21 protein-coding genes are annotated in these 21,864 nt (G+C 61.8%); 16 read left to right on the top strand and 5 right to left on the bottom strand.

The window, feature by feature from the left end; genetic code table 11:
• Window positions 1–11 precede the first annotated feature (11 nt).
• Complete coding sequence (locus AIOL_RS02730) at window positions 12–998, bottom strand: ABC transporter ATP-binding protein (protein ID WP_049641475.1); 987 nt, start codon at window positions 996–998, stop codon at window positions 12–14.
• Window positions 998–1,969: an ABC transporter ATP-binding protein gene (locus AIOL_RS02725; protein WP_049641937.1), complete on the bottom strand. Its 972-nt coding sequence runs from the start codon at window positions 1,967–1,969 to the stop codon at window positions 998–1,000. The genes AIOL_RS02730 and AIOL_RS02725 overlap by 1 nt, the downstream gene beginning before the upstream one ends.
• A 262-nt stretch (window positions 1,970–2,231) precedes the next feature.
• On the opposite strand from AIOL_RS02725, the gene AIOL_RS02720 reads away from it, so the two are divergent.
• From AIOL_RS02720 to AIOL_RS02700, 6 genes are all read left to right on the top strand, one after another.
• Window positions 2,232–2,984: a DUF1028 domain-containing protein gene (locus AIOL_RS02720; RefSeq protein WP_049641474.1), complete on the top strand. Its 753-nt coding sequence runs from the start codon at window positions 2,232–2,234 to the stop codon at window positions 2,982–2,984.
• A 16-nt stretch (window positions 2,985–3,000) separates the two neighbouring features.
• Window positions 3,001–4,596 (top strand): gamma-glutamyltransferase family protein, encoded by a 1,596-nt coding sequence (locus tag AIOL_RS02715; protein WP_049641473.1) that lies wholly within the window; start codon window positions 3,001–3,003, stop codon window positions 4,594–4,596.
• Window positions 4,597–4,620: 24 nt separating this feature from the next.
• The gene (locus AIOL_RS25375; protein WP_160314392.1) at window positions 4,621–4,794 is read left to right on the top strand and encodes a hypothetical protein; all 174 of its coding nucleotides are present in this window, start codon (window positions 4,621–4,623) and stop codon (window positions 4,792–4,794) included.
• A 123-nt stretch (window positions 4,795–4,917) separates the two neighbouring features.
• Window positions 4,918–5,463: a GNAT family N-acetyltransferase gene (locus AIOL_RS02710; protein ID WP_049641472.1), complete on the top strand. Its 546-nt coding sequence runs from the start codon at window positions 4,918–4,920 to the stop codon at window positions 5,461–5,463.
• 437 nt (window positions 5,464–5,900) lie between these two features.
• On the top strand, window positions 5,901–6,179 hold the full coding sequence (locus AIOL_RS02705; RefSeq protein ID WP_082152390.1) for an RHS repeat-associated core domain-containing protein: 279 nt from the start codon (window positions 5,901–5,903) through the stop codon (window positions 6,177–6,179).
• Between the two features lie 585 nt (window positions 6,180–6,764).
• A complete protein-coding gene (locus AIOL_RS02700; protein ID WP_049641470.1) occupies window positions 6,765–7,286 on the top strand; it encodes a hypothetical protein in 522 nt (173 codons plus the stop codon).
• A gap of 585 nt (window positions 7,287–7,871) precedes the next feature.
• Here the strand turns inward: AIOL_RS02700 and AIOL_RS02695 are convergent.
• Window positions 7,872–8,591 (bottom strand): winged helix-turn-helix transcriptional regulator, encoded by a 720-nt coding sequence (locus tag AIOL_RS02695; RefSeq protein ID WP_049641936.1) that lies wholly within the window; start codon window positions 8,589–8,591, stop codon window positions 7,872–7,874.
• A gap of 110 nt (window positions 8,592–8,701) precedes the next feature.
• Here AIOL_RS02695 and AIOL_RS02690 point away from each other — a divergent pair, with 110 nt between their 5' ends.
• A complete protein-coding gene (locus AIOL_RS02690; protein WP_235438844.1) occupies window positions 8,702–8,956 on the top strand; it encodes a tautomerase family protein in 255 nt (84 codons plus the stop codon).
• Window positions 8,957–9,218: 262 nt separating this feature from the next.
• On the opposite strand, the gene AIOL_RS02685 is transcribed toward AIOL_RS02690, so the two are convergent.
• The gene (locus AIOL_RS02685) at window positions 9,219–10,073 is read right to left on the bottom strand and encodes a LysR substrate-binding domain-containing protein (protein ID WP_049641469.1); all 855 of its coding nucleotides are present in this window, start codon (window positions 10,071–10,073) and stop codon (window positions 9,219–9,221) included.
• 98 nt (window positions 10,074–10,171) lie between these two features.
• Between AIOL_RS02685 and AIOL_RS02680 the strand changes: the two genes are divergently transcribed.
• The 4 genes from AIOL_RS02680 to pbfA all read left to right on the top strand — a co-directional run bounded on the left by AIOL_RS02680 (window position 10,172) and on the right by pbfA (window position 15,464).
• Entirely contained in the window at window positions 10,172–11,350 is a 1,179-nt protein-coding gene (locus tag AIOL_RS02680) for a 2-aminoethylphosphonate--pyruvate transaminase (RefSeq protein WP_200898721.1), read from the top strand.
• Window positions 11,351–11,361: 11 nt separating this feature from the next.
• Window positions 11,362–12,579 (top strand): phosphonoacetate hydrolase, encoded by a 1,218-nt coding sequence (gene phnA / locus AIOL_RS02675; protein WP_049641467.1) that lies wholly within the window; start codon window positions 11,362–11,364, stop codon window positions 12,577–12,579.
• On the top strand, window positions 12,576–14,027 hold the full coding sequence (gene phnY / locus AIOL_RS02670; RefSeq protein WP_049641466.1) for a phosphonoacetaldehyde dehydrogenase: 1,452 nt from the start codon (window positions 12,576–12,578) through the stop codon (window positions 14,025–14,027). The genes phnA and phnY overlap by 4 nt, the downstream gene beginning before the upstream one ends.
• Before the next feature lie 96 nt (window positions 14,028–14,123).
• Entirely contained in the window at window positions 14,124–15,464 is a 1,341-nt protein-coding gene (pbfA, locus tag AIOL_RS02665) for a (R)-1-hydroxy-2-aminoethylphosphonate ammonia-lyase (RefSeq protein WP_049641465.1), read from the top strand.
• A 54-nt stretch (window positions 15,465–15,518) separates the two neighbouring features.
• On the opposite strand, the gene AIOL_RS02660 is transcribed toward pbfA, so the two are convergent.
• Window positions 15,519–16,385, bottom strand: a complete 867-nt coding sequence (locus tag AIOL_RS02660; RefSeq protein WP_394298917.1) for a MurR/RpiR family transcriptional regulator — start codon at window positions 16,383–16,385, stop codon at window positions 15,519–15,521.
• A 100-nt stretch (window positions 16,386–16,485) separates the two neighbouring features.
• Here AIOL_RS02660 and AIOL_RS02655 point away from each other — a divergent pair, with 100 nt between their 5' ends.
• The 5 genes from AIOL_RS02655 to AIOL_RS02635 all read left to right on the top strand — a co-directional run bounded on the left by AIOL_RS02655 (window position 16,486) and on the right by AIOL_RS02635 (window position 21,864).
• Entirely contained in the window at window positions 16,486–17,265 is a 780-nt protein-coding gene (locus AIOL_RS02655) for an N-formylglutamate amidohydrolase (protein WP_049641464.1), read from the top strand.
• Window positions 17,266–17,273: 8 nt separating this feature from the next.
• A complete protein-coding gene (locus AIOL_RS02650; protein ID WP_082152427.1) occupies window positions 17,274–17,816 on the top strand; it encodes a TRAP transporter small permease subunit in 543 nt (180 codons plus the stop codon).
• Complete coding sequence (locus AIOL_RS02645) at window positions 17,816–19,141, top strand: TRAP transporter large permease (RefSeq protein WP_049641462.1); 1,326 nt, start codon at window positions 17,816–17,818, stop codon at window positions 19,139–19,141. Before AIOL_RS02650 ends, AIOL_RS02645 begins: the two co-directional genes overlap by 1 nt.
• 54 nt (window positions 19,142–19,195) lie before the next feature.
• A complete protein-coding gene (locus AIOL_RS02640; RefSeq protein WP_049641461.1) occupies window positions 19,196–20,230 on the top strand; it encodes a TRAP transporter substrate-binding protein in 1,035 nt (344 codons plus the stop codon).
• Between the two features lie 269 nt (window positions 20,231–20,499).
• Window positions 20,500–21,864 carry a glutamine synthetase family protein gene (locus AIOL_RS02635; protein WP_049641933.1) on the top strand — a complete coding sequence of 455 codons (1,365 nt, stop codon included), beginning with the start codon at window positions 20,500–20,502 and terminating at the stop codon, window positions 21,862–21,864.

Below are 21,864 nucleotides of genomic sequence, written 5' to 3'. Positions count from 1 at the left end.
TTGGTTTGTTGTTATCGTTGGGCGTCTTGGCTTGGCTCGACGGCAAAGCACGCTGCGGCGTGGTGACCGCCAAGCTGTGACAGGGGCGGTACGGTGCTTTTGCAGTGATCCATGGCAACGGGGCACCGTGTGTGGAACACGCAGCCCGGGGGTGGGTTCAGCGGGCTGGGGATCTCCCCGGCCAGCGCCCCATGCTTGTTTGTGTTGTCGTCATCCGGGTCCGGCGCGGGCACCGCGTCGATGAGGGCCTTGGTGTATGGATGGCGCGGCGACGAGAACAGCTCTTCAGAGGTGCCGGTCTCGACGATCCGCCCCAGATACATCACCGCAAGGCGGTCGCACAGGTGCCGTACCACTGACAGGTCATGCCCAATGAACAGGTAGGTCAGCCCGAACTTGGCGCGCAGCTCCTCCAGGAGGTTGATGATCTGCGCCTGAATGGACACGTCGAGCGCGCTGACGGCCTCGTCACAGACGATGAGCTCGGGGTCCAGCGCCAGCGCGCGGGCGATGCCGACGCGTTGGCGCTGCCCGCCCGACATCTCATGCGGATAGAGATCCGCAAAGCGCGGCGCGAGCCCGCAGAGCGACAATAGCTCGGCCACGCGCCCCGGAATGCTGCCCTCGTAGCGATGCACATACAGCACCTCGGACAGGATCTTGCCCGCGGTCATGCGTGGATTGAGCGACGAGAACGGGTCCTGAAAGATCGCCGCGACCTGCTTGCGGTAGGGGGCGAGCGACTTGCCCTTAAGCCCGCTCACATTCTTGCCGTCGAACCAGATTTCACCGGATGTGGGGTCCACCAGCCGAAGCACAGTGCGCGCCAGCGTGGTCTTGCCGCAGCCCGACTCGCCGACAAGCCCGAAGGCCTCCCCGCGGTTCAGCGAAAGCGTCACCTGCTCAACCGCACGCACCTCCGCCACTTGCCGCTGCAAAAGCCCCTTTCGAATTGGGAAATGAACCGACAGGTCCTCGATACGCAAAAGGGCGGACATCACACGGCCTCCCGGGTTTCGGTGGTGAGCGGGAAATGGCAGGCGAGGCCGTCGTCAAAGCCGGGCGCCTCCTCGCGGCAAATCTGCGTGGTATAGGGGCAGCGCGGATGGAAGCGGCAGCCCGGGATGGGCGTGAACGGGTCCGCCGGGTTGCCCTGGATGGGCCGCAACGGCACTTTGCGGTCCTGATCGAGCCGCGGCACGGATTGCAGCAGCCCGTCGGTATAGGGGTGCCGGGGCTCTGCGTAGATGGCCCGCGCCGATCCGGATTCCACGATCCGCCCGCCATACATCACGTTCACCCGCTGCGCATAGCGCGCCACAATCCCCAGATTGTGGGTGATCAGGATCATCGCGGTGCCGTGATCGCGGCAGATGCGCGCCATGAGGTCGAGGATCTGCGCCTGAATGGTGACGTCCAGCGCGGTGGTCGGCTCATCGGCGATGATCAGCTTGGGATTGCCGGCAAGCGCGATGGCGATCATCACGCGCTGGCGCATCCCTCCCGAGAAATGGTGCGGATACTGCTTAAGCCGGCGCTCGGCATCCGCCACGCCCACCTCCTTGAGCAATTCGATGGCGCGCTGCCGCGCCTTTGCCCGCGACAGGCCAAGGTTCTCTTCGATGCTCTCCATGATCTGCGATCCGATGCTACGCACCGGGTTCAGCGAGGTCATAGGCTCCTGAAACACCATAGAGATGTCGCGCCCGCGAAGCTGGCGCATCTCCTCGTTTTTCAGGGCCAGAAGGTCGTTGCCGTCAAAGCGGATTGTCCCGGAGGTAACGCGCAGCGCTTTAGCCAGAAGCCCCATCACTGCCAGCGATGAAACAGACTTGCCAGATCCGCTCTCCCCCACCAGGGCGAGGATCTCCCCCCGCTCCACGCTGTATGAGATGTCGTGCACCAATGTCGTTTCCGTCCCGTCTTGGGACAGCGATACGGTTAGATTTTCAATTTCGAGCAGTGGCACGAATGCGGTCACCTTTGCGCTGGTTGCGTAGTTAAATAGCCACCTATGCGGTGGGCGCCCCGATGGGAGGGGCTGCCCCGAAACTTTAGACTTGTTTTTCCGGCGATGCGAACCAATTATGCTTTGGTTCGGTAACTTATGAGTGTTTGCATAATTTTTAGGCGGACGCTGTCTCGAAAGGGCGGTGCTCTAGAGCCGCTGTCTTGTGTCGCCCGTGTGGAGCAGGCAAGGCGAAGCGAATAAAAGAAGGAGGCGCAGAAAGATGACCTATTCCATAGCCGCACGGGACCCTTCCACGGGGGCGATTGGGATCGCGGTGGCCAGCAGGTTCTTTGCCTGTGGCGCCATGGTGCCTTACGTGTCAGCCCGCTCGGCCTTTGCAAGCCAGGCCTTCATAAACCCGCTCTGGGGGCTCGACGGGTTGCAGCGCCTGGACAAGGACGAATCGCCCGACCAGGTGCTCGCCGATCTCATCGCGCAGGACCAGGGCCAGGCGAATCGGCAAGCTCACATGATCGCCCCCGATGGCCGCATTGCCCAGCATACCGGCGCGCAATGCGTGCCCTGGGCGGGGCATTGCAGGGCCGAGAACGTCTCGATCGCCGGCAATATGCTGGCTGGCCCGGCCGTGATCGAAGACATGCTGCAAGCATGGCAGGCGGCGGCGGATCAGCCCTTGGTCACGCGCCTTCTGACGGCGATGGAGGCGGGCGAGGCCGCCGGCGGCGACAAGCGCGGGCGGCAGGCGGCCGGACTTGTGGTGCACGAGGGCCAGCCATACCCGGCGCTCGATCTGCGCGTCGATGATCACGCCGACCCGCTCGGCGAATTGCGCCGCCTGTTGGCGGTCTCGCAGGAACGCTTCGCCCTGTTCCGCCCGGCCATGCCCACGCGCGAGAACCCATCGGGCATGCTGGATCGCGGGCCGCTGGACCAGGCCATCGCCGAAAGAGAGCGCCACTTGGCGGAAACCGGCATCGGATCACAATCTCAGGCCACGCCGCCTGCCGCATGACCGGAAAGGACATGACATGAACTTGCTTCCCTACCACTCCTACCCCTCGCGGCGCTCGCCGGTGCTGGCCCACAACATGGTCAGCACGTCTCAGCCGCTTGCCGCCCAGGCCGGGCTTTCGATGCTGGCGCGCGGGGGCAATGCCGTCGATGCGGCCTTGGCCGCGGCAATCACCCTGCCGTTGGTAGAGCCGACGGGCAACGGCTTGGGCTCGGACGCGTTCTGTATCCTTTGGGACGGCAAGGAGCTGCACGGTCTGAACGCGTCGGGCCGGGCGCCCGCCGCATGGACGCCGGAGTATTTCAAGGGCCACGACACGGTTCCCTTCCACGGCTGGGACAGCGTCACCGTCCCCGGCGCGGTGTCAGGCTGGGTCGCGCTTTCGGAACGGTTCGGCAAGCTGCCTTTCGAGACATTGTTCGAGCCTGCCATCGGCTATGCAGAGAACGGTTTCGCCGTCTCCCCGATCGTCGCCAGGCTGTGGAAGCGCGGCGAGGATATGTTGGCCGAACAGCCCGGCTTTGCTGCCAACTTCCTGCCGGACGGGCGGGCGCCCGCGGCCGGTGAGATCTATTCGAACCGCGATTTCGCCCGCAGTCTGCGCCTGATTGCGCAGACCCGCGGCAAGGCCTTCTACGAGGGCGAGCTGGCCGAAAAGATCGAGGCCTTTGCCATGGCGCATGGCGCGGCGATGCGGGTGTCCGACCTGGCGGCGCATAAGGCGGATTGGTGCGGCACGATCAGCCAGAGCTTTGACGGGGTGTCCTTGCACGAGATCCCGCCCAACGGGCAGGGCATCGCCGGGCTGATGGCGCTGGGCATCCTGGATCACACCGCGATCCGCGATCTGGATGCGGACGACCCGCGGGCGCTGCATCTGCAGATGGAAGCAATGAAGCTCGCGCTCAAGGATACCGAAGCCTACGTGGCGGATATCGACTACATGAACCGCGTCACGCCCGACGCCATGCTGGACCCCGCCTACCTTGCGGAGCGGGCCGCGCTCATCGACCCGGACCGCGCCACCGACTTCAAGACCGGCAAGCCCCCGGGCAGCGGGACGGTGTATCTCTCCGCGGCGGACGCCTCGGGCATGATGGTGTCCTTCATACAGTCCAATTACGCCGGCTTCGGGTCCGGAGTGACCGTTCCGGGCACCGGCATTCACCTGCAGAACCGCGGGGCGGGCTTCTCTCTGGACCCCAAGAGCCAGAACGCGGTCGCCCCGGGCAAACGCCCGTTCCATACGATCATCCCTGCCTTTCTGATGAAGGGCGACGCGCCGCTGATGAGCTTCGGCGTGATGGGCGGGCCGATGCAGGCGCAGGGGCACGTGCAAATGACCCTGCGCACCCAGCTTTGGGGCCAGGACGTCCAGATGGCGGTCGACGCGCCGCGCTGGCGGGTGCTCGGTGGTCTCGGCCTGGCCTGCGAGACCTCCTTCCCAGAGGCGACCCTGCAAAGCCTGGCCGATATGGGGCATGTCGTGGGGCGCGAGGCACCGGACAACGCGTTTGGCTTCGGAGGCGCGCAATTGATCGCCAAACTGGACAGCGGCGCCTACGCGGCCGGATCAGACTCGCGCAAGGACGGGCAGGCGGTGGGCTTCTAAAGCCGATCGGTTGCCCTGTCCGGAATGGCAGTGGCCGCGCGCCACCAAGTCACACGCGGCGCGTGCTCTCACGCGCCGCCCATCAAAACCCCAACAAATCCCGACCCCGCCGCGCGGCTGGACCCCTATGGCAAGATCCCCGGGATCAAGTTCTCGGCCAACCGGGTCAGCAAGGCAGAGGCGATAGCGGCGGAGTAGCGATCGCGGGGCACCGCGACGGAGAGCCAGAACGGCCGGTTGAGTTTGGGCTTGGATGGCAACTCTGAGCCCAAACCTGCCAGATTTCTATTCAATTTAGTTGGTAGCGGGCTATAAGATTTCATGGAATTTGAGATAGACCAAAATCAAAAGTTAAGAGTTTTGCAGTCGCAAGATACCAAGGTGCTTTTTTCGCTGATAGATAAAAATAGATCTTATCTTCGAAGCTGGTTACCTTGGCTCGACTACGAAACCGAGGAAACGAATTCGGCGTTCTTCATTCGGAAGATGCAAAGGCAACTGGAAGCTGGTGAGAGCCTCGTTTGCGGTATTTTTGTCGAAGGTGAGCTTGTGGGAATGTGTGGCTACAACGAAATTGATAAAACTAATCAGTCCGTTGAAATCGGCTACTGGCTGTCCGAGGACGCACAAGGAAACGGTATAATTACGCGCGCTGCAGATTTCTTTATCGAGTATGCGTTTGAGCATCTTGGTATCGAAAAGGTGCAAATACCTGTGGCTGAAGAAAACTTCAAAAGTCGCTCAGTATGCGAACGTCTTGGCCTCGTTAGTGAGGGCGTGAAAGTCGACGCCGAAGACCTTTATGGTGAATTCGTAAATCATGTTTGCTATGCGCTGACAAAAGATCAGTGGATGCTGCGACCTTAGCCCGCCAAAAGGTATTGTCAGCTTTGTCCCGCAGAGCGGCCATCTAAGAAAGCGTAGGGTGGGCAATGTGCCCACCACCCTCAATAGCCGCACCCAAACATCTCCCAGCAAACGTAAGCTGCGTGATCCCTCGCATCCCCAACAAACCCCAAACCCACCGCGCGGTCTGTTAACCCCACCATTTGCCATACGAGGTGCCATACGCAAGGCCGACGCTTTGCCGACGCTTTGCCGACCGGCGGATCTTCCACAAAATAAGGCGTTAACCCACCGATTCGCGGCCCCGCCCCCGGATCCGCCGCGCGCAGGGTTAACCCCTTGGTCACGAGCCCCGCGACCAACGCGCTGACCAACCCGCTGCTGGCCCTCTATGGCAAGATCCCCGAGTTCAATTTCTCGCCCAGCCGGTTCAGCAAGTTCGGCGCGATGTTGACGCTGTGGTTGCTGTCTATCTGCCGTTTGGCGGGGTGTATGCGAGCTTTGGCCCGAATATCGAGCCCCGCTTCCCCGGACAGTGGTTCCAAACCGAGTCCGGCCTGCACCAGAGCTGGATGCGCGACTACGACCTCACCACTGGCCGGTACATCCAGGCCGACCCGCTGGGGCTGGTGGATGGGGCAAGCGTGTATGGGTATGCGTTGCAAAATCCGGGGCGGAATGTTGGTTTTGAGGGGGAAAAGTTGTTGTCATGTGCCGCCCTCTGGATAGTTGGATAGGTGGGGGACGTAGGCGTCGTCAATGTGCTGTTTTTTTTAGTTCAAGAACCTAAACCATGTGGCTGTGATTTGGCCGGTGATCCGAATGGGATAGTCCGACAGTTTTCTATGCGCGGCGGAGCGCGAAATTTCGACAACCCAGACAAACCGAGTTCTGTCTATAAGAGCGACCGAGATTGGTTTGTAAACCGGCGAAATGAACGGAATTGGACAGGAAAAAGGTGCAAAGTAACAACTCGGGTCATAGCTGCACCCAACGGGATGAACACTTGCGAGTATGACCGACATGTTGTTCAAACGGGAATTAACTTCCCGGATCAAGGCTCATATAGTGCCTACGGTGGCCCAAATTCGAATACCGCCGTCGACAACCTGATCGAGTTTTCAGGAGGCATTATGCCGTGCGCGGGAGCTGAGGGGCAAGACTGTAGCGATTAAGTACGAAAATCTGACTAAAATTGGGTACAGCCAATGAAAAACGGGCTCTTGGCAATAGTAACACTCTGTATTCTGTGTGCAGTATTTCTTTGGCGAGCGCACCACCGGGTAATAACCAGCGGACATTTTCGTGGGTTCGAGATAGGTATGACAAAGTCGGAAGCCTTTGATGTCATAAAAACAAAAGGCGTCAATGCGGTGACCACGATCCCCTCGACCTTTTTTGAAGTGACTTCGGCGATGCAGTTGGACGAGATAGATTTAGAGGTGGCCGATGGCATCGCAATTTCGGCGCCTGGTCTATTAATTAAATTATTCTATTCCGGTGGGTTGGTGACAGAGCATTTTCAGATTTCTGGGGAGCTCTTAAGCGGCGCAATAACTGTCGGAGAGCGTGTAGATGACCTCACTAACATCTTGAGGAGTGAACTAAAAACAAGAAATGACTTGGTGGTTACCGCTCAGAGAAGGGGGTTTGGCGCGGGTTTGTCGAATTTTTGGATAAATCCACAAGAGATTGAGGCTGACCTTGAGGGAAATAATTGGCTGCATAAAAGCAACGCTTGGTTTTTTGGATCACGTACCGGGTACAGAGAATACAATTTGTTTTTTGAAAGCGAAATTTTAAAAGAAGTAGATTATAGAAATTTCTTCATTGATCGGCCCTAGAAAAAAACGGCAAGAATATCTCTTTTCTCCACAAGGCGAGTGATGTCCGAATGGAACTCAATTTGGACGAAACCTCACCTGAGCCGGGTAGCGGCGGTGAGCGCCCCCCGCATCGCATGTGGGCCGACAACACTGAGTTCCGTCATGGGAAAGTGGAGGGCGCTGTACGATCTGACCCACCAAAAACCAATGACGGGATCGCCCCTCACCGGACGAGGTCTGTGGATGACGCCAAAAAAGCTCACTGCGCAACTTGAAGCGCGAGACTAAGCGGCGCGCGCCACGTCCATTCCGACACATGCATGCAGCGACCCAACCGAACCGGGCCACAAATGACTGCGAAGAGAAGTGTGACCCGGATGAGAGACAAAGATCCCAAAGCACGGAATCGAAACGATGAAATGAACTTGACCCAAACGCCCGATTAGAGAAGTGCAGCTATCGCTGCAGCTTCCCTAAATGTCCGCAGTAGGCATAATCCACGCGCAGAAACGGACTTTTAGTGCTGCGATTTCAGCGCCAGTCAGAGTTGGATCCGAATGGTGTGGTGTTAGGCGCGCGCCAGGGCGAATCCCGGTACTGGAGTTACGCTGTGCCGCTAAGCTCGCCGCCTGATTTGACCTTCGCAATATCGGCGTAGCTGCTGCGCACCAACCATTTTGTCAGCGTCCTCGCCATCAATTCGTGACCTGTAAGAGAAATCCGCCCCCCGTCGATTTCAGCATCGAAGGTGGAGTGCCCCATCCACGCAGAGGTAAGGGCGCGAAGTTCGCAGACGACATAGAGATCAACATCAAATTTCGGATCGACATAGCAAAGGTCGGTCTCTTCACCCGGCTTCGATACCAACCAGAAACTGGCGGTTTCATTTGGTGGATCGTTGAGGATGAACTGGATGACATTCTTGCGTTTGGGGAGTTGCAGAAGGTCAATCTTGCGGCGAATGCTCCACATTAGGAATTGTGCATCGATGTCCCGCAGGGTCACCTCGTGGTCGATGTTGCGGTGAGCCCACTCGCCGAGGCCACAGATCAGCGGCTCAAGTTCATCGGCAATTGGCGTTGTGAAATACTCGGCATGTGCACCCGGGCCTGCGCCACTTCGCGTGACAAGGCCGTTGGCCTCCATCCCTTTCAAGCGCTTGGACAGCAGTCCTGGCGACATGCCCGGTACGCCGCGTTGGATTTCGTTGAAGCGGCTCGACCCGGCCCACAACTCGCACAGCACAAGCATCGTCCAGCGCGGCTCAAGCAGGCTTGCAGCCATCGCAACCGGGCAGAATTTCGGGTAGGTTGGCTCCGCCATCACAGCACCTCCGAATCCAAACAAGCACATCACGGATGCCTCGGTCCACTTCAGAAACTATAGTGGATTTGCTCCATTTACTGAACTATCGGGACTCAATTTCCCGTGGCATGCTGATCCCACAAGATTTTCAAACAAAGGAGGCACATGTGCCATTGGTAGATATTGAAGTGATTGAAGGCGTTTTTGACAATGAGCAAAAGGCGCAAATGATTGAAAAAGTGACCAACGCGATGGTCGAAGTCGAAGGCGAGAATATGCGCCAAGTGACCTGGGTGCGGGTCAAAGAGGTTCGGAGCGGCCAATGGGGCATTGGTGGAAACACGCCAAGCGCCGCCGACATCAAGGCGATGGCCACGGGCTGAAACGATTCCGGCTGGGTCATCCAAGCGGTGGCCCAGCTTCGTCTGAAAGGTAATCTCGAGCGCGCCGTAGGGTGGGCAATCTGCCCACCGCGACCGCAAAAGCACAACCTTTCGGCGTAAGCGTAGGGGACGCAATTTGGCACGGATCTTGCCCAGATGAGTGAATACAAACTGTCACAAGGCTATGAAAAGGCATGAAGAATGGGCGCTCGTTCCATTCCCGCACTTCAGAGAGGAAATTCCGCGAGATTGTGCGCCGCGCTCAGGCCAAGATCCTAAGGAACGCCCTGATCACCGGTACGTCCCGCCGCGCCGACAATGTTACCAGCGTTTCGGACATGCCCAGATCAACCCCCGCGATTGCGAATTTGCGCAGGCGCCGGTCATGGCCGAACTCGGCCTCCGACAGGAACCCGATGCCGGCCCCGGTCGCCACCAGCTCGCGCATCGCCTCGCGGCCTTCGACCTGGACCGATGGCACCAACTTCACTCCGGTCACCTCTGAGGCCGCCTCCAAATGCTCTCTGGTCCGTGAGCCCGGCTCGCGGAAGATCAGCGGCCAGTTTGTCAGATCGGCAAAGGCGATCTTATCCTGCGCCTCGGGGATCAACCCATGCGAGGCGATGGCGACAATCGGCGAGCGCTCCAGTTCGACCCGGTCAAGGCCCTTTGCCGCGCCCAGGTTGCCAGCCACGCCGATCTCTGCGTCGTAGTTGCGAAGCCGCGCCAGGACCTCCTGCGTGTTGCCGGTCCAGAGCGAGACATTCACCCCCGGATGCGCCGCCCGGAACCGGCCAATGGCGGGTGTGACATGGGCAGCGCTGTCGGCCACGATCCGCAACTGACCGGTTGGCACGGCGCGGTTTCGGTCAAGATATTCGGCAATCTCCTCCTCGGTCTCGAAGAACCGCCGGGTCAACCGCAGCAATCCCTGTCCCGCCTCCGTCAGGCGCACCTGCCGGGTGTCGCGGTGAAACAGTAGCGTATCATGCGCCTCTTCCAGCTTGCGAACCTGGTCCGAGATGGAGGGTTGCGACTGGTTCAGCGTCGCCGCGGCGCGGGAGAACCCGCCCGACAGGGCGACATGGTGAAAGGCGCGAAGCTGGGCGTATCTCATGCCTATAGGCTGTACCTATTAATCAATAGAAAAGAAAGATTTTACATATAGGGTAATCTGCGCAGATTGGGCCCGAAGCTAGCCCAGAGATGACGCCCATGTCGCCAGCCTTTCCCGACCCCGCCCTTGGTGAACCTTTCCTGCTGACACCCGGCCCCCTGTCCACGGCATGGGAGGTCAAAGACGCCATGCTCAGGGACTGGGGCAGCTGGGATGACGGGTTTCGCGCGATGACCCGCGACCTGCGAAGCCGCCTGCTGGCCATGGTCGGGGACGGCGCGCCCGCCTATGACTGTGTGCCCATCCAGGGCTCGGGGTCCTATAGCGTCGAGGCCATGCTGGGCAGCTTCGTGCCGAAGGACGGCAAGGTGCTGGTGCTGGCGAACGGCGCGTATGGGCTGCGCGCCGCCAAGACGTTGCAATATCTTGGCCGGGGGCTGCATCTGCTGGACAAGGGCGACTATCTGCCGCCGCGCGGGGCGGAAGTGGCCGGCATCCTGGCCTCGGACCCCGCCATCACCCATGTGCTGGCCGTCCATTGCGAGACATCGTCGGGCATCCTGAACCCGGTTGAGGAGATCGCCGAGGCCACCCATGCCGCCGGGCGCAAGCTGCTGATCGATTCGATGTCCGCCTTCGGGGCCCTGCCGCTGGATGTGGCCGCCTTGCATTGTACCGCCTTCGTTTCGTCGGCCAACAAATGCATCGAGGGCGTGCCCGGTTTCGGTTTCGTCATTGCCCGCAAGGATGAAATCGCGTCGGCGAAAGGCAACAGCCATTCCCTGTCGCTGGATGTCCATGCGCAATGGGAGACCATGAACAAGACCGGCCAGTGGCGCTTTACCCCTCCGACCCATACCGTGGCGGCGTTCCTGAAGGCGCTGGACCTGCACGAGGCCGAGGGCGGCGCACCGGCCCGGCTGGCGCGCTACTCTCGGAACCGCGATGTGGTCGTCGAGGGGCTGCGCGGGCTCGGCTTTGAGACCCTGCTGGCCGACCGCTGGCTCTCTCCGATCATCGTCACTTTCTTCTGCCCCGAAAGCCCTGCCTTTGATTTCAGCCGGTTCTACGAGCTGATGAAGGGGCAGGGGTTCATCATCTATCCGGGCAAGCTGACTGTGGTGGACAGTTTCCGCATTGGCTGCATCGGGCGGATGGATGAAGATGTGATGCGCCGGGTGGTCAAGGCCGCCGGTTTCGCCCTGTCGCAGATGGGCGTGAACTCCGCCGCCCCGCCCGCTGCCGCCCTCGAAGAACGCAAGAAACTCGCTGCTTGAAGGACACGTAAATGCAAGACGTCACCGTAAACGACCGCACCTATGCCGCGCCCAGGACCTGCGCGATTGCCATCTGCCTTGATGGCTGCGAGCCGGAATACCTGGAGGTCGCCATCGCCGAGGGCCTGATGCCGCACCTCAAGAAGATGCGCGAAACCGGCACCGACCGGCTGGCCCATTCGGTGATCCCCTCCTTCACCAATCCCAACAACCTGTCGATTGCCACCGGCCGCCCGCCCGTGGTTCACGGCATCTGCGGCAACTTCCTCTATGACCCGGATACCGGCGAAGAGGTGATGATGAACGACGTGCGCTTCTTGCGGGCTCCGACGATCTTTTCAAAGTTCTACGAGGCCGGGGCGCGGGTGGCGATGGTCACGGCCAAGGACAAGCTGCGCGCGCTTCTGGGCTCTGGCCTGAAGTTTGACGAGGACCGCGCGATCGCCTTCTCCTCGGAACGCTCCGGCGACACCACCGTGGCCGAGCATGGGATCGACCGCGCCAGCGACTGGCTCGGCATGCCGGTGCCCGAGGTTTACTCGGCCGAGCTGTCAGAGTTCGTCTTTGCGGCGGGCGTCAAGCTGCTGCGCGAGTGGAAGCCGGATGTGATGTATCTATCGACGACCGATTACGTCCAGCACAAGTTCGCGCCGGACGAACAGGGGGCCAAGGATTTCTATGCCATGGGGGCCGCCGTCGTCGTGACCGCCGACCACGGCATGAAACCCAAGCATGACGCCCAGGGCGCTCCGGCGGTGATCTACCTGCAGGACGTGATGGACGACTGGCTGGGCGCGGCAGCGGCCCGCGTGATCCTGCCGATCACCGACCCGTATGTGGTTCACCATGGGGCGCTTGGCTCCTTCGCCACGGCCTATCTGCCGGAGGGCGCTGACCGCGCCAGCATCGTCGCGCGCCTGAAGGCGCTGCCGGAGATGCTAGAGGTGACCACCCGCGAAGAAGCCGTGCAGAAATACGACCTGCCGCCGGACCGGATCGGGGATGTGGTGATGGTCTCGACCGAGAACATGACCATCGGCACCTCGGCCCACCGCCACGATCTTGCCGCGCTGAAGGAGCCGCTGCGCAGCCATGGCGGCCTGACGGAACAAGAGGTCCCCTTTATCGTGAACCGGGTGATCGACCTGCCGGGCGCGCCGACCCTGCGGAACTTCGACGCATTTTTCTACGCCTGCACCGCCGCCGCGCTCGAGGAGATGCCCGCATGAACAAACCAGTCACAGACATTCGTCACGAGGCCATGCGCATCGGCGGCGAAAAGGTGACCACCAACGATGTGATCGAGGTCCGCTATCCCTACACTGACGAGGTCATAGGCACCGTGCCTGCGGGCACCGCAGAACACGCCGCCCGCGCCTTCGAGATCGCGGCGAATTACACGTCCAGCCTGACCCGTTACGAGCGCAGCCAGATCCTCCAGCGCACCGGCGAGATCATCGGGCAAAAGCGCGACTACCTGGCCAAATGGCTGACGCTGGAGCTTGGCATCTGCCATCAGCACGCGATCTATGAAACCAAGCGCGCGCAGGACGTCTACCAATTCGCCGCCGCCGAGGCGATGAAGGATGACGGCGAGATTTTCTCTTGCGACCTGACCCATAACGGCAAGGCGCGCAAGATCTTCACCATGCGCGAACCGGTGCGGGCGATCAGCGCCATTACCCCCTTCAACCACCCGCTGAACATGGTCAGCCACAAGATCGCGCCGTCAATTGCGACGGGCAACTGCATGGTCTGCAAGCCGACCGAGCTGACCCCCCTGACCGCGATCACGCTGGCCGACATTCTCTATGAGGCGGGGCTGCCGCCTGAGATGTTCCAGATTGTCACCGGCATGCCCGCCGATATCGGCGACGAGATGGTGACGAACGACAACATCGACATCATCACCTTCACCGGCGGCGTCCCGGTGGGCAAGATCATCGCGGGCAAGGCGGGCTACAAGCGCACCGCGCTGGAGCTGGGCGGCAATGACCCGTTGATCGTCTGCAATGATCTTTCGGGCGCTGACCTGGACAAGGCCGCGAGCATTGCCGTCGCGGGGGCCACCGGCAACTCCGGCCAGCGCTGCACCGCGATCAAGCGCATTCTTGTGCAGGAAAGCGTGGCCGATGAATTCGTGCCGCTGGTGGTGGAGAAGGCCAAGAAGATCAAGTTCGGCGACCCGCAGGACCCGGCCACAGAGCTTGGCTGCGTGATCCACGCAGAGGCCGCCGCACTGTTCGAAACCCGGGTGCTGATGGCCGCCGATGCAGGCGCGGAGATCCTCTATCATCCTAAGCGCCGTGGCGCGCTTCTGCCGCCCATCGTGGTCGATCATGTGCCCCATGACAGCGAGTTGGTGATGGAGGAAACCTTCGGCCCCATTATCCCCATCGTGCGCGTGCCTGATGACGACGCCGAGGTGATGAAGATCTCGAACGGCACGCAGTTCGGGCTCAGCTCCGGTGTCTGCACCAACGATCTCAATCGCGCGATCGCCTATATCAACGGGCTGGACGTGGGCACCTGCAACATCTGGGAGCAGCCCGGCTACCGGATCGAGATGTCGCCCTTCGGGGGCATCAAGGATAGCGGCAATGGCATCAAGGAAGGGGTGATCGAGGCGATGAAGTTCTTCACCAACGTCAAGACCTACTCACTGCCCTGGCCATAGGGTTGTGGCGCGCGCGCCCAGGATCGCCTGGATCAGCGGCCCAGATCTGACGGCCAGCGGGCCTGTGCAGACCGTAGACCCTAAGGAGGCACCCTGATGCGACATACCGAAGGTGAATCCAACACCTCTGCGGCCCGCACCGCCTGGGTTGCGGCAACGCAGGGCGCTGCCAACAGCGCGCTGCTGTCGCGCGACGCAAACGCCTTTCTCCACCAGTCTCTGTCCTCCCCCTGCGCCTCGACCATAGCCAAGGCCGAGGGTATCTGGATCGAAGACACCACCGGGAACCGGTTCATGGATTTCCACGGGAACTCGGTGCATCATATCGGTTATGGCCACCCGCGCTTGATTGCGGCGCTCAAGGATCAGCTGGACAGCCTGCCGTTTTCGCCAAGGCGGTTTACCAATGCGGTCTCGGTCGAATTGGCCGAACGGTTGGGCGCGCTAGCGCCATGGCCTGCCAAGGTGCTGTTCACCACTGGCGGTTCTGACGCCATAGAGGTCGCCATGAAGATCGCCCGCGCCGCCACGGGCCGGTTCAAGACGCTGTCATTCTGGGACAGCTTTCACGGTGCGGGTTTCGGCGCGTCCTCGGTCGGCGGCGAGGCGACATTTCGCAGCCATATCGCCGGGCCGCTGCTGCCCGGGGCAGAACATGTGGCTCCGTTTCACTGCTACCACTGCGCATATGGTCATGCCGGCCCGGATAGCTGCGGATTGGCCTGCGCGAACATGGCGGATTTCGTGCTGCGACGCGAAGGGGACATGGCCGCCGTGGTGGGCGAGCCGATGCGCGCCGTCCCCGTCGTGCCGCCGCCGGGCTACTGGCAGTCGGTCTCGGCCAGCGCGCAATCCACTGGCGCGTTGTTGATCATCGACGAGATTCCCACCGGGCTGGGCAAGACCGGCCGCTTCTTTGCCCATGACCATGACGGCGTGACGCCCGACATAATCGTGCTCGGCAAGGCGCTGGGCGGCGGCGTCCTGCCGATTGCCGCGGTGCTGGCCAGGGCCGATCTGGACGTGGCCGGGGATTTCGCGATTGGGCATTACACCCACGAAAAGAACCCGGTAACGGCGCGCGCGGCCCTGACCACGCTGGATATCATTGAGGATGAGGGGCTTGCCGACCGCGCCGCCGATCTTGGCGCCCTGGCCCTGGAACGGCTTCATCAGACCCTCGGCCAATGCGCAATTGTCGGCGATATCCGTGGCCGCGGCTGCATGTTCGGGGTCGAGATCGTCTCGGACCGCGACAGCCGCATGCCCGACCCGGACCGCGCGGAACGCATCCTTTACGCTTGCCTTGCCGAGGGCCTGTCCTTCAAGCTCAGCGCCGGCAACGTGCTGACCCTCTCCCCGCCCATGACCATTGCGGAAGAAGACCTCAGCACCGCGCTTGCCATTGTCGAAGCCGCAGTGAAGGCGGCGGCGTGAGGATGGTCCGCACCGCGCCTGCGGGATCAACCCGGCACGCGCAATCCCGGCACATCACTTCCTGAAGAGCCGCGTTTCCCGGAACATATCCTCCAGCGCCTCGATCCGGTCCTTGGACTCTTTCCAGCGCCGAGCCTGTATCTCTGCGATCAGCGCTTCGACGATCAGGTTGATGCCAAGCGTCGAATCCCAGCTTGACGGCACTTCCACCGCGGAATTGAACGTGTAGTCGGCCGTCGCGGAGATCGGCGAGCCCCATTGATCCGTCATCAGGACGATCACGGCCCCTTTCTCGCTGGCCAGTTCGGCCAGCTTGCCAAGGTCGCGCTCGTAGCGTCGGATATCAAATATCACCAGCACGGACTCCGGCCCCATGTCGAGCAGATGCTGCGGCCAAACGTTGGGGGATTGCGACAGCAGCGTGACCTTGGGGCGGATGATCTGGAGGTGGTTGAAGAAATAGTCGGCGTTCGACCGGGTGATCCGCCCGCCCGAAAGGAAGATCTCGCGCCGGGAATCGGCCAGGCATCCTGCGGCCGCGTTGAAGCTATCAGGGTCGAGGCGTTCGATTGTGCGGGTCAGGTTGTCAAAGACAGCCTCGGCAAAGCCGCGGAAGGCCGGCGAATCCTTGCGGCCCTCCGGCCAGCCCTCGCGCTTGAGGATCGGCTGCTTGATCTGGGCGCTGGCCTCTTCGCGCAGCGCGGCCTGAAGTTCGGGGTAGCCGTCGAAGCCCAGCTTGCGCGCAAGCCGGATCACCGTTGGCGAGGATACGCTGGCCGCCTCGGCCAGCTTGGTGATCGATTGCAGGCCGGCAACCGGATAATCGCGCAGAAGAATGTCGGACAGCTGCCGTTCGGCCGGGGTCAGGTCGGCCTTGCGGTCGTTCAGCAGGTCTTTGACGATCTCGCGCTTGCTCACCATGTGCGGCCTTTTGAAGCTTTTGTTACATGCTACATATCCGCCGTAACTTCGTCTACAATTTTTTCTTGACAGCCCCCGGCCGCACCGCCCTAATGACCGGATGACAAATCCCGAAACACATCAGATTCTGCGCCCCGAGGAGGGGCCCGTTGCCGAGGTTGTGAACCCCGGCGGGCGGTCTTGCGTCTGTCTGGTGTGCGAGCATGCAAGCGCCATGATCCCGGCAAGCCTCGGGGCGCTCGGTTTGCGTGCCGCCGACCGATCCAGCCATGCGGTCTGGGATCCCGGTGCGGCGGACCTGGCGCGTGCCCTGTCGGACATGCTGGACGCGCCGCTGGTGCTGTCACGGGTGTCTCGGCTGGTTCATGACTGCAACCGGCCCCCCGAGCGCCCCGACGCCATGCCGGACCGGACCGAAGAGGTCGAGATACCGGGCAACCGGGCGCTCTCGCCGCAGCACCGGGCCGCGCGCGTCAGCGAGATTTACGAGCCGTTTCATCGCGCGGTGACCGACACATTGGACGGCATGGGCGCATCGCCGGTGCTGGTGACGATCCATTCCTTCACGCCATTCTGGCACGGAAAGCCCCGCGCCACGGAAATCGGCCTGTTGCATGACGCCGAGCCCCGCTTGGCAAGGGCCATGCTGGCCGCAGCACCACCCGGTCCGCGCATCGAGCTCAACCAGCCCTATTCCGCCGCCGACGGGGTGACACATATGCTTGCCCGGCACGGGACGGCGCGGGGGCGCGACAACGTGATGATCGAGGTGCGCAACGATCTGCTGGCGGATGAAATGGACGTCCGGAAAATCGCCGATCTTCTCTGCCCCATGCTCGAGGCAGCCTTGATGCAGGTGTCGATGCAGGTGTCCGCGTGACGTCGATGATGCAGCGATATGTCAGGCTGGTGGACCGGATGAACCGCTGGATCGGGCGCGTCGTGATGTATGGCATCTTCGTCATGATGGGCATCCTGCTCTGGTCCTCGATCTCCAAGACCTTCTTTTTGCCCTCGCTCTGGACGCTGGAAATGGCGCAGTTTGCGATGGTCGCCTATTACATCCTCGGCGGCCCCTATGCGATCCAGATGGGCTCGAACGTGCGGATGGACCTGCTCTACGGCGAATGGAGCGACCGCCGGAAGGCCCAGATCGATGCGATCACGGTGCTGTTTCTGATCACCTATCTTGTTTTCCTGCTCTGGGGCGGGTGGGATAGCTTCGCTTATTCCCTGAGATATGGCGGCGAGCGCAGCCCAACGGCCTGGCGGCCCTACCTGTGGCCGATCAAGGCGATCATGCTGCTGGGCATCTTCCTGATGTTGCTGCAGGCGATCAGCGAGCTCTTCAAGGACATCCTGCGTCTGATGGGGCACGACATGGGCCCCAAGGACACCGACGAGGCCGAAACACATGAGGGTACGGCCTGATGGCTTATGAAGTGATCGCAACGCTGATGTTTGCGTCGATGATGCTCATGCTGCTGACCGGCCAGCGGGTCTTTGGGGCCATCGGCTTTGTCGCGGTCATCGCGGCGTTCTTTCTTTGGGGCGACCGGGGCGGTTATGACCTTGGGTTCGCGGCCGCGATGAAGCTGATGAAGTGGTACCCGCTGCTGACCCTGCCGATGTTCATCTTCATGGGCTACGTGCTGTCGGAGAGCCGGATCGCGGACGATCTTTATAAGATGTTCCACGTCTGGATGGGCGGGCTGTCCGGTGGGCTGGCGGTGGGGACCATCGGGCTGATGGTGCTGATCTCGGCGATGAACGGGCTGTCCGTTGCGGGCATGGCAATCGGGGCCACCATCGCGCTGCCGGAGCTGCTCAGGCGGGGCTATGACAAGCGCATGGTGACGGGGGTGATACAGGCCGGATCGTCCCTGGGCATTCTGGTGCCGCCCTCCGTGGTGCTGGTGCTTTACGCGATGATCGCGCGCCAGCCCGTCGGGCAGCTTTGGCTTGCCGGAGTGGTGCCGGGGCTGATGATGGCGGCAATGTTCGTGCTCTACATCGTGATCCGATGCCGGTTGAACCCGGCCCTTGGCCCGGCGCTGCCCGCCGAGGAGCGGGCGATGCCGATGCCCGAAAAGCTGCGGCTTCTGGGGGCGGGGCTGCTGCCGCTCTTCATCTTCTTTGCGATGATGGTGCCCTTCGTGAACGGCTGGACCAGCCTGGTGGAATCCTCCGCCATAGGCGCGCTGGCCGCCTTTGGCGCGGCGGTGGTCAAGGGCCGGATGACCCGCGCCGTGTTCGAGACCTCGGTGCGCAAGACGCTGGGGATTTCCTGCATGTTCATGTGGATCATCCTCGCCGCGTTGGCGTTTGGCTCGGTGTTCGACGGGCTGGGGGCCGTGCGCGCCATCGAGGCGGTCTTTACCGAGCAGTTGGGGCTTGGCCCCTGGGCGATCCTGATCCTGATGCAGCTCAGCTTTATCCTGATGGGCACCTTCCTGGACGACACCGCCATGCTGGTGATCGTGGCGCCGCTCTATGTGCCGCTGGTGGATGCGCTGGGGTTCGATCTGATCTGGTACGGCGTGCTTTATACGATCACCACCCAGATCGCCTATATGACTCCGCCGTTCGGCTATAACCTGTTCCTGATGCGCGCCATGGCGCCGCCCGAGATCACGCTGCGCGACATCTACGGCTCCATCCTGCCCTTTGTGCTGGTGATGGTGCTGGCGCTGGCCACCATCATGACCTTCCCAAGCATCGCCCTCTGGCTGCCTGGATACGTGTACGGAAACTAAACCAAGCGACCCGCAGAAGGGTCCATTCAACCAACCAATAGAGAGGAACGTGCTATGACGACCAGACGTAAGTTTTTGACCACCGCGGCGATGGGGGCCGCGGCGGCTCCGTTGGCGACGCCCGCAATTGCGCAATCCACGATCAAGTGGCGGCTGCAGACCTATGCCGGGGCGGCTCTGGCCGAGCATGTGCTCGATCCCGCGATCAAGATGTTCAACACGATCGCCGGCGACCGGATGCAGATCGAGACCTTTTACGCCGACCAGCTCGTGCCCACGGGCGAGCTCTTCCAGGCCATGCAGCGCGGCACCATCGACGCGGTGCAGTCGGATGACGATTCCATGGCATCGCCCACCGAGGTGACGGTGTTCGGCGGCTACTTCCCCTTCGCGTCGCGCTATTCGCTCGATGTGCCGGTGCTGTTCAACCAGTATGGCCTGAACGAGATCTGGGACGCCGAGTACTCCAAGGTCGGCGTCAAGCACGTCTCGGCGGGCGCCTGGGATCCCTGCCATTTCGCCACCAAGGACCCGATCAACTCGTTGGCGGACCTGCGCGGCAAGCGGGTCTTCACCTTCCCAACCGCGGGGCGTTTCCTGGCGCAGTTCGGCGTGGTGCCGGTGACCCTGCCCTGGGAGGACATCGAGGTCGCGGTGCAGACGGGCGAGCTTGACGGCATCGCCTGGTCGGGCATCACCGAGGACTACACGGTCGGCTGGGCGGATGTGACCAACTACTTCCTGACCAACAACATCTCTGGCGCTTGGATCGGCCACTTCTTTGCCAATATGGACCGCTGGAACGAGCTGCCCGAGGACCTGCAGGCGCTCTTCAAGCTCTGCTGCGAGCAGTCGCATTACTATCGCCAGCACTGGTACTGGGGCGGCGAGGCCGACCTGCGGGTGAACGGGCCGAAGATGCAGCTGACCTCGATCCCGGATGCCGAATGGGCCCAGGTCGAAGCCGCTGCGCGCGTCTTCTGGGACGAGGTCGCGGCAGAGAGCGAGACCAAGGCCAAGGTTGTCGAGATCTTCAAGACCTACAACGCCGTCATGGAAAAGGCCGGACGGCCCTATCGCTACGGCTGACACGACACGCGGTTCCCGCCCCCGCGGCGGGGACCGCACACAGACACAAGGCGGCGCGCTGTATGGCGATCCTGGGGTTCATCGTCGAGATTGCGGCGGCAGCGATGCTGCCGCTTTTTGTCCGTCACGCGCCGGCCTGCAACGTCCTCTTGCCGCCGTTGCCTATCCGATCCTCTTTCGCTCCGGCCAGGTGCGCGACACCCGGCCGATGACCGACCCGATGACAGAACCGATGACAGAACCGCAGAAATCCTGACAGCGAGATGATGATGACCGCAAACCTTACACTAGACGCCCTCAAAGGCCTCGCAGACCAAGGCGAGATCGACACCGTCCTTGTCTGCCTTGTCGACATGCAGGGGCGGCTTATGGGCAAACGCTTCCACGTGTCGAACTTCCTCGAAAGCGGCCACGTAGAGACCCATTGCTGCAACTACCTCTTTGCCACCGACATCGAGATGGCGACCCCCGATGGCTATGCCTCCACATCCTGGGAGAAGGGCTATGGCGACTACGTCATGAAGCCCGATCTGGCCACATTGCGCCCCGTGCCGTGGCTGGAGGGCACCGCGATTGTTCTGTGCGACATCATCGATCACCACACGCACGAACCGGTGCCGCACACGCCGCGGCAGATCCTGAAAGAGCAGATCAGGCGGGCCCAAGGCTTGGGCTTCACGCCGATGATGGCGACCGAGTTAGAGTTCTTTCTGTTCGAGAACTCCTTTGACGACATCCGCCGCGCGGGCTTTCGCGATCTCAAACCGATCTCGGGCTATAACGAGGATTACCACATCCTGCAGACCAGCAAGGAGGAGCACGTCATGCGCCCTATCCGCAATCTGCTGGTGGCGGCGGGGGTGCCGGTTGAAAACTCCAAGGGCGAGGCCGAGACGGGGCAGGCAGAGCTCAACATCCGCTATGCCGAGGCGCTTTTATGCGCGGATCATCACACGCTGGCCAAGCAGGCGATCAAGGAGATCGCCGACCAGCGGGGCCATGCCGCGACCTTCATGCCGAAATGGCACCACGACAAGGTCGGCTCTGCCGCGCATATCCACCAGTCGCTGATGGCCAGCGACGGGCCTGCCTTCTACGACGGGGATGCTGAACTCACCATGTCGGGCACCATGCGGTCCTACGTGGCGGGCCTGCTGAAATACTCCGCCGACATCACGTTTTTCCTCGCGCCCTATGTCAACAGCTACAAGCGCTTCCTGCCGGGCACCTTCGCGCCCACCAAGATCGCCTGGAGCATCGATAACCGCACCGCGGGCTACCGCCTTGTGGGCGACGGCACCAAGGGCGTCCGGATCGAGTGCCGCATCCCTGGCTCGGACATCAATCCCTACCTGGCCTGCGCCGCGCAACTGGCGGCTGGCCTCTCGGGGATCGAAGAGGGCCTGACCCTCGATGACCCGGTGACCGGCGATGTTTATGCGATGGAGGAGGTCCCATCGATCCCCCACACGCTACGCGCGGCCACGGACATACTGCGCGGCTCGACCATGCTGCGCACGGCTATGGGCGATTGGGTGGTGGACCATTACACCCGCGCCGCAGAGGTCGAGCAGGAAGCGTTTGACGCGGTCGTCACCGACTGGGAAGTCGCGCGCGGATTCGAAAGGGCCTAG

Origin of the sequence: Candidatus Rhodobacter oscarellae, from assembly GCF_001078595.1 — a bacterium.
Lineage (GTDB): Bacteria > Pseudomonadota > Alphaproteobacteria > Rhodobacterales > Rhodobacteraceae > Rhodobacter_B > Rhodobacter_B oscarellae.
The sequence above is the reverse complement of the archived record's forward strand: the minus strand, read 5'-3'. Positions and strand labels throughout refer to the sequence as shown.

Excerpts from the sequence above, each read along its gene's own strand:
- AIOL_RS02730 (WP_049641475.1), bottom strand. The coding sequence starts at position 998 with ATGTCCGCCCTTTTGCGTATCGAGGACCTGTCGGTTCATTTCCCAATT.
- AIOL_RS02720 (WP_049641474.1), top strand. The coding sequence starts at position 2,232 with ATGACCTATTCCATAGCCGCACGGGACCCTTCCACGGGGGCGATTGGG.
- AIOL_RS02715 (WP_049641473.1), top strand. The coding sequence starts at position 3,001 with ATGAACTTGCTTCCCTACCACTCCTACCCCTCGCGGCGCTCGCCGGTG.
- AIOL_RS25375 (WP_160314392.1), top strand. The coding sequence starts at position 4,621 with ATGGCAGTGGCCGCGCGCCACCAAGTCACACGCGGCGCGTGCTCTCAC.
- AIOL_RS02710 (WP_049641472.1), top strand. The coding sequence starts at position 4,918 with ATGGAATTTGAGATAGACCAAAATCAAAAGTTAAGAGTTTTGCAGTCG.
- AIOL_RS02700 (WP_049641470.1), top strand. The coding sequence starts at position 6,765 with ATGACAAAGTCGGAAGCCTTTGATGTCATAAAAACAAAAGGCGTCAAT.
- AIOL_RS02695 (WP_049641936.1), bottom strand. The coding sequence starts at position 8,591 with ATGGCGGAGCCAACCTACCCGAAATTCTGCCCGGTTGCGATGGCTGCA.
- AIOL_RS02690 (WP_235438844.1), top strand. The coding sequence starts at position 8,702 with ATGCTGATCCCACAAGATTTTCAAACAAAGGAGGCACATGTGCCATTG.
- AIOL_RS02685 (WP_049641469.1), bottom strand. The coding sequence starts at position 10,073 with ATGAGATACGCCCAGCTTCGCGCCTTTCACCATGTCGCCCTGTCGGGC.
- AIOL_RS02680 (WP_200898721.1), top strand. The coding sequence starts at position 10,172 with ATGTCGCCAGCCTTTCCCGACCCCGCCCTTGGTGAACCTTTCCTGCTG.
- phnA (WP_049641467.1), top strand. The coding sequence starts at position 11,362 with ATGCAAGACGTCACCGTAAACGACCGCACCTATGCCGCGCCCAGGACC.
- phnY (WP_049641466.1), top strand. The coding sequence starts at position 12,576 with ATGAACAAACCAGTCACAGACATTCGTCACGAGGCCATGCGCATCGGC.
- pbfA (WP_049641465.1), top strand. The coding sequence starts at position 14,124 with ATGCGACATACCGAAGGTGAATCCAACACCTCTGCGGCCCGCACCGCC.
- AIOL_RS02660 (WP_394298917.1), bottom strand. The coding sequence starts at position 16,385 with ATGGTGAGCAAGCGCGAGATCGTCAAAGACCTGCTGAACGACCGCAAG.
- AIOL_RS02655 (WP_049641464.1), top strand. The coding sequence starts at position 16,486 with ATGACAAATCCCGAAACACATCAGATTCTGCGCCCCGAGGAGGGGCCC.
- AIOL_RS02650 (WP_082152427.1), top strand. The coding sequence starts at position 17,274 with ATGCAGCGATATGTCAGGCTGGTGGACCGGATGAACCGCTGGATCGGG.
- AIOL_RS02645 (WP_049641462.1), top strand. The coding sequence starts at position 17,816 with ATGGCTTATGAAGTGATCGCAACGCTGATGTTTGCGTCGATGATGCTC.
- AIOL_RS02640 (WP_049641461.1), top strand. The coding sequence starts at position 19,196 with ATGACGACCAGACGTAAGTTTTTGACCACCGCGGCGATGGGGGCCGCG.
- AIOL_RS02635 (WP_049641933.1), top strand. The coding sequence starts at position 20,500 with ATGACCGCAAACCTTACACTAGACGCCCTCAAAGGCCTCGCAGACCAA.